A 9,259-nucleotide genomic window follows, 5' to 3' on the forward strand; every position below is an offset into this window, starting at 1 on the left:
GGCACGGCTCCCGCAGCTGACCTGAAGGAAGATCATGAAAGAAGGCATCCACCCCGACTACCGCGAAGTTCTGTTCGTGGACCTGTCCAACGGCTTCAAGTTCGTCACGCGTTCCTGCGTGACCACCAAGGAAACCGAAACGTTCGAAGGCAAGGAATACCCGCTGTTCAAGCTGGACACCTCCAGCGAATCGCACCCCTTCTACACCGGCACGCAAAAGTCCGTGGACAACATGGGTGGCCGCGTGGAGCGTTTCCGCAACCGTTTCGGCAAGACCGCAGCGAAGTAAAGACGCGCAGCGCCCTGCTGGCCGTGCCGATGGCGCGGCCCTCGGCGAGACACTCGCAAAAAGGCAGTTCGGGCTTCCGCGCTGCCTTTTTTATTTCCGGTTTGCAGCTATGCTCCGCTGATGCGGCCGAAACCCGCTGCAACCTCCCCGCCCCCGTTCGTCGTCCCCCACTACCTCCAGCGTCAGTGTGAACTACCCCAATCCAGCCATCGTCGCCCAGAATGCCGTTCGCCCGCTTCCGCGCTGGGCGCTGCTTTTGCTGTGCGCCGCCTACGTGATCTTCGGCTTCATAGGACGCGATCCGTGGCGGAACTCCGACGTCGCGGCCTTCGGCTACATGCGTGAACTGGCGATCGGCAACACCTCCTGGCTCTCACCCACACTCGCGGGGCTGGCGCCCGACATCGACGGGCTTCTGCCCTACTGGCTCGGCGCGCTGGCCATGCGTATCGCCCCCGACTGGCTCCCGCTGGAATTCGCCGTGCGCCTGCCCTTCGTCGCCATGCTGGCGCTGACCCTCGCGGCCACCTGGTACAGCATCTACCACCTGGCCCGCCAGCCCGGCGCGCAGCCGGTGGCATTCGCTTTCGGTGGCGAGGCCTATCCGCTGGACTATGCGCGCGCCATGGGCGACGCCGGGCTGCTCGCCCTGATCGCCTGCCTGGGACTGGCGCAACTGTCGCACGAGACCACGGGCTACCTCGCGCAGCTGTGCTGCACGGCGCTGGTGTTTTTCTCGGCATCGAGCATTCCTCACCGCCGCAACCTCTCGGTTTTCTGTGGATTTGCGGGCCTGCTGGGCCTGTCGCTCAGCGGCGCGCCGACCGTGTCGGTACTGCTGGGGCTGGGCAGCGCGGTGATCGTGGGCAATTCAGGCATCGCCTCCCAGGCCAAACGCATGGAGAGCGCGGCCATTCTGGTGCTGGCCACGCTGGTGGCCTCGGGATTCGCCTGGGGCCTGGGACTGTGGCACTTCAACGCATCGGCGCCCGGCGGATTCAAGGAATTCCAGAGCTATTTCCGGCTGATCCTGTGGTTCTGCTGGCCAGCCTGGCCGCTGGCGGTCTGGACGCTCTGGCGCTGGCGCCACCAGATTTTCACCAGGCAGTGGAATCGGCATCTGCTGCTGCCGCTGTGGTTCGCGGTGGTGGCGCTGGCCGCGATGGCGACCTCGCGGCCCTCCGATCGCGCGCTGCTGCTCGGCCTGCCCCCGATGGCCGCGCTGGCGGCCTTCGCGCTTCCGACGCTGCGCCGCAGCATCGGCGCGCTCATTGACTGGTTCACCCTGATTTTCTTCAGCATCTCGGCCATCACCATCTGGGTGATCTGGATCGCCGTGCAGACCGGCTTTCCGCGCAAGCCCGCGGCCAACGTGGCCCGCCTGGCCCCCGACTATGTGCCGACGTTTTCCCTGCTGGCCTTCATTCTTGCGGCGGGAGCCACCATCGGCTGGTGCGCGCTCGTCTGGTGGCGCGCCTCGCGCCATCGCAACGCCATCTGGAAAAGCCTGATCCTGCCCGCCAGCGGCGCGACGCTCGGCTGGATCCTGCTGATGACGATCTGGCTGCCGATGCTGAACTACGGCCGCAGCATGGCGCCCCAGATCAAACCCGTGGTGGCGCTCATCACCGACAAGAGCGGCTGCATCGGCGGCTATGGACTGAGCCGCGCACAGATCGCCGCCATCAGCTACTACGGCAATCTGCGGATGGTGCAGCCGCACAACGCGGACCGCTGCGAGTGGATCGTCGCCGATTCCGCCGCCATTCCCACCATCGGCGAAGTGTGGCCCAAGGAACAATGGCAAGAGGTGGGCTCCGTGACCCGTCCCACCGACAAGACCGATCAACTGGTGGTTCTTCGCAGGCGTCTTCCCTGATGAGCGAGCCTGGCGTCATCCTGCGCCATGCCATCACGGTGCTGGCGGGGCAACTGGCCATCATGGCCTTTGGCGTGACCGACACCGTGGTGGCCGGCCGCTACTCCGAGGGCGCGCTGGCCGCGCTGTCGATCGGCTCCGCCGTTTTCATCAGCGTCTATGTCGCCCTGATGGGCGTGCTCCAGGCGCTGCTGCCGGTATGGGCGGAGCAGCGCGGCGCCGCGAAGTCATCCCAGCTCGGCCAGAGCGTGCGCCAATCGCTGTACCTGTGCGCGGCGGCATGCGTGATCGGCATGTCGATCCTGCTGTCGCCCGATGCCATCCTGCGCTGGACGGACGTGCCTGAAAGCCTGCGAGGCGAAGTGCACGCATACCTGGGCATCCTGGCGTTCGCGCTGCCCGCGGCGCTGCTCTTTCGCATCTACAGCACGCTCAATCAAGCGCTCGGCCATCCGCAACTGGTGACCTGGCTGCAGGTGGCATCACTGGCAATCAAGATCCCGCTGTCGGTCTGGTTCACATTCGGCGGCGCGGGTGTGGCGGCGCAAGGCGCGGCCGGATGCGCCTGGGCCACGCTGGTAGTGAACTACACCCTGCTTTTCTGCGGGCTTTACATGCTGCGCACGCAGCGCATGTACCAGCCGCTCGCGCTGTGGCGACGGCTGGAGCGGCCCGACAGAGCGCAGCTTGGCCGCTTCCTGCGCCTGGGCGTGCCCGCGGGGCTGTCGATCCTGGTCGAGGTGACGTCGTTCACGCTGATGGCGCTGTTCATCGCGCGGCAGGGCACCCTGTCCGCCGCCGCGCACCAGATTCTCGCCAACGTGGCGGCCGTGCTCTACATGGTGCCGCTGTCGCTCGCCATCGCCACGAGCGCACGCGTGAGTTTCTGGCGTGGAGCCGGGGATGAAGCATCCGCGCGCTCCATCGCCATCATCGGCTACCGCCTTGCCGCATCCATGGGCGCCGTCCTGACGCTGGCGCTGCTGCTCGCCAGGGACCATGTCGCCGGCCTCTATTCCACCAACGCGCAGGTGGTGGCGCTCACCGGCGCGCTGCTCGCCTGGGTCGCGGCCTACCACATGGCCGATTCGATCCAGACACTGTGCATCTTCGTGCTGCGCAGCTACCGCATCACCTTCATGCCCTTCCTGGTCTACGGCGTGATGCTCTGGGGCGGCGGCCTGGCGGGCGGCTACCTGATCGCCTATCGCGGCCTGTTCGGGCTGGGGCCCCATGCCTCGCCCGCGCCGTTCTGGGCCGCCAGCGCGGCGGCCCTCGCCGTCACCGCCCTCATCTTCAGCGTGCTGCTGGCGCGTGCGCTGCGCCGCTTTCAGATGCAGGCCCGGTAGCCTTCGCGGCGGCGGGCGCGGCATGCGAGGCGCCCGCTCGCACGCGCGACGCCGGAAACACCACGGCGAACGTCGAGCCCTTTCCCACCACGCTGCTGATCTGCAGCACGGCTCCGTGGCGCTGCACCGCGTGCTTGACGATGGCAAGCCCCAGCCCCGTGCCGCCCGTCTCGCGCGAGCGGCTGCGGTCCACCCGGTAAAAGCGCTCGGTCAGGCGCGGCAGGTGCTCGGGCTCGATGCCGGCGCCGGTATCGGCCACCGCGAAGCGCGCGCCGCCGCCGTCCAGAATCTCCCAACTCACCTTGATGACGCCGCCCGCCGGCGTATAGCGCACCGCGTTGTTGACCAGATTGGAGAGCGCGCTTTGCAACTCGGCGTTCACGCCCGCCAACTGGCCCGCGGCCTTCATTTCCGCGGGAGCGGGAAACACGATCTCATGGCCCTTCTTCTGATTCACGCAGAGCGTGGCCGAGAGCCCGCGCGCCTCCTCCTCACAGCGGCGAAGCAGCGCCTGCACCGGAATCCATTCGTTCATGCCGGGCAGCGGGCTGCCCTCCAGGCGCGAGAGGGTCAGCAGATCCTGCACCACGCTCTGCATGCGCGCTGACTGCTGGGACATCATGCCGAGGTAGCGCTGCTGCTCGTCCGCGGTGAGCGGCAGCGTCTGCAGCGTCTCGACAAAGCCCGTCAGCACGGTGAGCGGCGTGCGGATTTCATGCGATACGTTGGCGACGAAATCACGCCGCATGGCTTCGGCCTGCTCCAGCGCGGTGATGTCCTGCGACAGCAGCAGCTTGCGCCCATCGCCGTAGGGGTGCAGCTGAACCGAAATGCGCACCGGCCGCGCCGGCGTGCTCGAGCGGCCCTGAAGCACCACGGGATGGGAAAAATCGTGCTTGCCGTAGTAGGCGCTGAAATCCGGATCACGCACCAGGTTGCCGATGGACTGCATCAGGTCGCGTTCGATCTCGAAGCCGAAATGGCTTTCCGCCATCTGGTTGCACCACTCGATGCGGCCCTGCTCATCGAGCAGCACGACACCGTTGGGCGACGCCTGCAGCGCGGACAGGATGTCATGCACGCGATCCTCGCCGGCCTGTACCTGAAGCTGGCCTTGCCGCACCAGCCTGCGGACGCGGTCGGCGGCCTCGCCCCACATTCCGCGCAGGATCGGCGCCGTGCGCGGATCGCCGTCGCGCAGCCACCCGAGCACGCGCGCTGCGCGCCAGATATCCCACGCAAACCAGCCCCAGGCCGCGATGCAGATACCGATGATGCAGCCCCATGGCCCCGCACGCCACCACCCCAGCGCGCCGCCGGCGGCTTGGAAACAGAGAAAGGAAATAAAGCGCCAGAGCATCGTGCAGAGTCGGTGGCGGCAATGCATGGAATTGCCGCCGATGGAAGAGATGTGCCGGTTATACGTCCAAGCGCGTTTTCCCGCTGGAACCCGGCTTTGGCCCGTCGCGGCCCGATGGACGCCGAACGTTCAATCCGCGCGTTCAGGCCTGCATCAGCGCGGGCGGCTGCGCGGTCAGCCGATAGCCCGCTCCGCGCACGGTCTCTATCATCGTCGCGGCCGCGCCGAGCGCCTCGCGAAGACGCTTGACGTGCACGTCCACGGTGCGCTCCTCGATGAACACATGATCGCCCCATACCTTGTCCAGCAACTGAGCGCGGCTGTGCACGCGCTCGGAGTGCTTCATCAGGAAATGCAGCAGCTTGAACTCCGTCGGCCCGACCTTGAGGCCCTGCCCCTGGTAGCTGACGCGGTAGGTCGCCGCATCCAGGGTCAGTTCGCCGATGGTCACGCTGTCGCTGACCTGCTCGGGCGCGCGGCGGCGCAGCACCGCACGGATGCGGGCAAGCAGCTCCTGCGTCGAAAACGGCTTGGTGATGTAGTCGTCCGCGCCGGCGTCCAGTCCCGCCACCTTGTCCGGCTCGTCGCCGCGCGCGGTCAGCATCAGGATGGGAATGGGCTTGGTGCGCGGATCGGCGCGCCACTTGCGCGCCAGCTGCAGGCCGCTTTGGCCGGGCAGCATCCAGTCGAGCAGGATCACGTCGGGCAGCACGGCGTCGAGCTCACGCTGCGCGCTGTCGCCATCCTCTGCCCAGATGGGCTGGAAGCCGTTGTGCCGCAGGTTCACCGCCACCAGCTCCGCGATGGCGGATTCGTCTTCTACGATCAATACGCGAGGTAATTTCTTCATGGAACGCACCGCCTTTCTCAAGCCACGGTCGATTCGATCTCGTCGAGCGCGGTGTGGCGGATGTCCTTGCCTTTCACGAGATAGATGATGAGTTCGGCCACGTTCTTGGAATGGTCTCCGATGCGCTCGATCGCCTTGGCGAGGAACAGCAGGTCGAGACTGGGAGAAATCTTGCGCGGATCTTCCACCATGTAGGTGATGAGCTTGCGCACGAAACCGTCGAACTCCCGGTCGATCAGATCGTCCTCCTTCAGGATGTCCAGCGCCGCCTTGGTGTCCAGCCGCGCGAACGCATCGAGCGCCTTGCGCAGCAGCCCGGAGGCCAGGTCGGCGGCCACGCGCAGATCGCTGGTGGGCAGCGAGCGCGCGGTGCCGCTTTCGATGATGGAGCGCACCATGCGCGCCATGCGGGTAGCCTCGTCGCCCATGCGCTCGAGATTGGCGATCGCCTTGCTGAAGGCCATCAGCAGGCGCAGATCGCGGGCGGTCGGCTGGCGGCGCGCGATGATGCTCGCGAGCTCGTGATCGAGCTCCACTTCCATGCTGTTCACGCGCTGCTCGATGGCTTCGACCTGCTGGACGGCCTCGATGCTGAAGTGCGACAGCGCGTAGATGGCCTGGCGGATCTGCGACTCGACCAGGCCGCCGAGTTCCATCACGCGCGAGGACACGGTGTTGAGTTCGCTGTCGAATTGCGAGGAGAGGTGCTTGTCTGCCATATCGTGTTCCCCTTGGATGGCTTCAGCCGAAACGGCCGGTGATGTAGTCTTCGGTTTCCTTGCGCTGCGGCTTGAAGAACATCTGTTCCGTATCGCCGAATTCGACCAGATCGCCCAGGTACATGTAGGCGGTGTAGTCGCTGCAGCGCGCAGCCTGCTGCATGTTGTGGGTCACGATGACCACTGTGTAGTCGTTCTTGAGCTCGGCAATCAGCTCCTCGACCTTGGCCGTGGAGATGGGATCCAGCGCCGAGCATGGCTCGTCGAGCAGCAGCACCTCGGGCTTGATGGCAATGCCGCGCGCGATGCAAAGACGCTGCTGCTGGCCGCCCGATAGGCCCGAGCCGCTCTGGTGCAGCTTGTCCTTCACCTCGGTCCACAGCGCCGCCTTGCGCAGCGCCCATTCGACGCGTTCGTCCATGTCGGTCGCGCTCAGGCTCTCGAACAGTTTCACGCCGAAGGCGATGTTGTCATAGATCGACATCGGGAACGGCGTCGGCTTCTGGAAGACCATGCCGACCTTGGCGCGAATCAGCGCCACGTCCTGCCGGCTGGTCAGCAGATTCTCGCCGTCCAGCAGGATTTCGCCCTCCGCGCGCTGCTCCGGATACAGCTCGAACATGCGGTTGAACGTGCGCAGCAGCGTGGACTTGCCGCAGCCCGACGGGCCGATGAAGGCCGTCACCTTGTTCTCGGGGATCTCCAGGTTGATGCCCTTGAGCGCGTGGAACTTGCCGTAGAAGAAGTTCAGGTTGCGCACCGTGATCTTGGAGGGCGAAGGCGAGAGGCTGTTCTTGATGGGAGCCATGATGAGGTATTCCTCTACTCTTGAATTCTTGAATCCGGTTTACTTTTGGCGCGTGACGAAGCGGGCCAGGATATTCAGGCCCAGCACCGCCAGCGTGATCAGGAACACGCCCGCCCATGCCAGGTGCTGCCAGTTTTCATACGGGCTCATCGCAAACTTGAAGATGGTCACTGGCAGGCTGGCCATGGGCTTGGAGAGGTCGCCGTTCCAGAACTGGTTGTTCAGCGCCGTGAACAGCAGCGGCGCGGTCTCGCCCGCGATGCGGGCCACGGCCAGCAGCACGCCCGTGATCACTCCGGCGCGCGCCGCGCGCAGCGTCACCAGGGTGATGACCTTCCACTTGGGCGTGCCAAGCGCATAGGCCGCCTCGCGCAGGCTGGCGGGCACCAGCGTGAGCATGTTCTCCGTGGTGCGGATCACCACCGGAATGACGATCAGCGCCAGCGCCAGAATGCCGGCGTAGGCAGAGAAGCTCCTGAAGCGCGCCACCACGATCGCATAGACGAACAGGCCGATCACGATCGAGGGTGCCGACAGCAGGATGTCGTTGACGAAACGCGTGGTCGAGGCCAGCCAGCCGCGCGGATCGTATTCGGCCAGATAGACGCCCGCCATGATGCCGATGGGCGTTCCCACGAACGTGGCGAGCGCCACCATCACCAGCGAACCGAAGATGGCGTTGGCGATGCCGCCGTCCTCATTGGGCGGGGGCGTCATCTCGGTGAACAGCGCCAGGCTCATGCCGCCGACGCCAAGGCGCAGTGTTTCCCACAGAATCCAGACCAGCCAGAACACACCGAAGGCCATGGCCGCGAGCGACAGGGCCAGTGCGACCTGGTTGACGCGCTTGCGGCGCGCATAGCGGCTGGCGCGCATCCTGGAGAGCTCCTGCGCCGCGATGAGTTGCGAGGAAGTGGTATTCACGAACGGGCTCCTTCGGCTTTCTTCAGGCGGTTGAGCAGCAGCTTGGAGAGCGACAGCACCACGAAGGTGATGAAGAACAGCACCAGGCCCAGATAGATCAGCGAGGCCTGGTGCAGGCCCTCGGCCGCTTCGGCGAACTCGTTGGCCAGAGCCGATGTGATGCTGTTCGCGGCCTCGAAAACCGACAGCGAATTGAGCTGGTTCATGTTACCGATCACGAAAGTCACCGCCATGGTTTCCCCCAGAGCGCGGCCCAGTCCCAGCATGATGCCGCCGAGCACCCCGGCCTTGGTGTAGGGCAGGACCACTTTCCACACCACCTCCCAGGTGGTGGAGCCCAGGCCATACGCCGACTCCTTGAGCAGCGCGGGAGTCACCTCGAACACGTCGCGCATGACCGAGGCGATGAACGGAATGATCATGATCGCCAGGATGATGCCGGCCGACAGAATGCCGATACCCACGGGCGGGCCGGAGACCAGCGCGCCGAGGAACGGAACGCCGTTCAACAGTTTCTGCAGCGGCTGCTGCACATAGGTGGCCAGGATGGGGCCGAACACCATCAGGCCCCACATGCCGTAGACGATGGAGGGAACCGCGGCCAGCAGTTCGATGGCGGTGCCCAGCGGGCGCTTGAGCCACGCGGGCGAGAGTTCCGTGAGGAAAAGCGCGATGCCGAAGCTCACCGGCACCGCGATGATCAGCGCAATGGCGGAGGTGGCCAGCGTGCCGTAGATCATCACCAGGCCGCCGTATTCGTTCTGCACCGGATCCCAGACGCTGCTGGTGAGGAATCCAAGACCATACTTGCTGATGGACGGCCAGGCACCGATGACCAGCGATATCAGGATGCCGATCAGCAGCAGCAGCGTGAGCAGCGCCGCACCGCGCGCGCACCATCCGAACAGGCGATCGACGAATGCCCCGGCCATCGGGGATGGACGGGGCGGCGGGGTGATTTTTGACACTCTATCCACATCCTTCAAGGAAGAATGGGCAGATGATACGGGCAGTGTTGATGACACGTCTGGCGCCTTGATGGAAATGGAGAGACAAAGATCCGGCCCCGCCTCGCCTGCCT

9 protein-coding genes are annotated in these 9,259 nt (G+C 65.6%); 3 read left to right on the forward strand and 6 right to left on the reverse strand.

All coding sequences use genetic code 11. The features are described from left to right. Positions 1-34: 34 nt before the first annotated feature. From ABWP92_RS04370 to ABWP92_RS04380, 3 genes are all read left to right on the forward strand, one after another. Entirely contained in the window at positions 35-289 is a 255-nt protein-coding gene (locus ABWP92_RS04370; RefSeq protein ID WP_353234134.1) for a type B 50S ribosomal protein L31, read from the forward strand. 187 nt (positions 290-476) lie between these two features. Further along, on the forward strand, positions 477-2,168 hold the full coding sequence (locus tag ABWP92_RS04375; RefSeq protein ID WP_353234135.1) for an ArnT family glycosyltransferase: 1,692 nt from the start codon (positions 477-479) through the stop codon (positions 2,166-2,168). Further along, complete coding sequence (locus ABWP92_RS04380; protein WP_353234136.1) at positions 2,168-3,517, forward strand: MATE family efflux transporter; 1,350 nt, start codon at positions 2,168-2,170, stop codon at positions 3,515-3,517. The genes ABWP92_RS04375 and ABWP92_RS04380 overlap by 1 nt, the downstream gene beginning before the upstream one ends. On the opposite strand, the gene phoR is transcribed toward ABWP92_RS04380, so the two are convergent. The 6 genes from phoR to pstC form a co-directional block, all read right to left on the reverse strand. Beyond that, the gene (gene phoR / locus ABWP92_RS04385; RefSeq protein WP_353234137.1) at positions 3,465-4,877 is read right to left on the reverse strand and encodes a phosphate regulon sensor histidine kinase PhoR; all 1,413 of its coding nucleotides are present in this window, start codon (positions 4,875-4,877) and stop codon (positions 3,465-3,467) included. The two genes, ABWP92_RS04380 and phoR, sit on opposite strands and share 53 nt — an antisense overlap. Positions 4,878-5,019: 142 nt before the next feature. Further along, positions 5,020-5,727 (reverse strand): phosphate regulon transcriptional regulator PhoB, encoded by a 708-nt coding sequence (phoB, locus tag ABWP92_RS04390; protein ID WP_353234138.1) that lies wholly within the window; start codon positions 5,725-5,727, stop codon positions 5,020-5,022. 17 nt (positions 5,728-5,744) lie between these two features. Next, the gene (gene phoU / locus ABWP92_RS04395; RefSeq protein WP_353234139.1) at positions 5,745-6,446 is read right to left on the reverse strand and encodes a phosphate signaling complex protein PhoU; all 702 of its coding nucleotides are present in this window, start codon (positions 6,444-6,446) and stop codon (positions 5,745-5,747) included. Positions 6,447-6,468: 22 nt separating this feature from the next. Next, entirely contained in the window at positions 6,469-7,254 is a 786-nt protein-coding gene (pstB, locus tag ABWP92_RS04400; RefSeq protein WP_353234140.1) for a phosphate ABC transporter ATP-binding protein PstB, read from the reverse strand. Between the two features lie 39 nt (positions 7,255-7,293). Continuing rightward, on the reverse strand, positions 7,294-8,178 hold the full coding sequence (gene pstA / locus ABWP92_RS04405) for a phosphate ABC transporter permease PstA (protein WP_353234141.1): 885 nt from the start codon (positions 8,176-8,178) through the stop codon (positions 7,294-7,296). Beyond that, positions 8,175-9,110: a phosphate ABC transporter permease PstC gene (pstC, locus tag ABWP92_RS04410; protein WP_353234143.1), complete on the reverse strand. Its 936-nt coding sequence runs from the start codon at positions 9,108-9,110 to the stop codon at positions 8,175-8,177. The genes pstA and pstC overlap by 4 nt, the downstream gene beginning before the upstream one ends. Positions 9,111-9,259: the final 149 nt, after the last annotated feature.

The organism is Diaphorobacter ruginosibacter, from assembly GCF_040396215.1.
Classification (GTDB): Bacteria; Pseudomonadota; Gammaproteobacteria; order Burkholderiales; family Burkholderiaceae_C; genus Diaphorobacter_A; species Diaphorobacter_A ruginosibacter_A.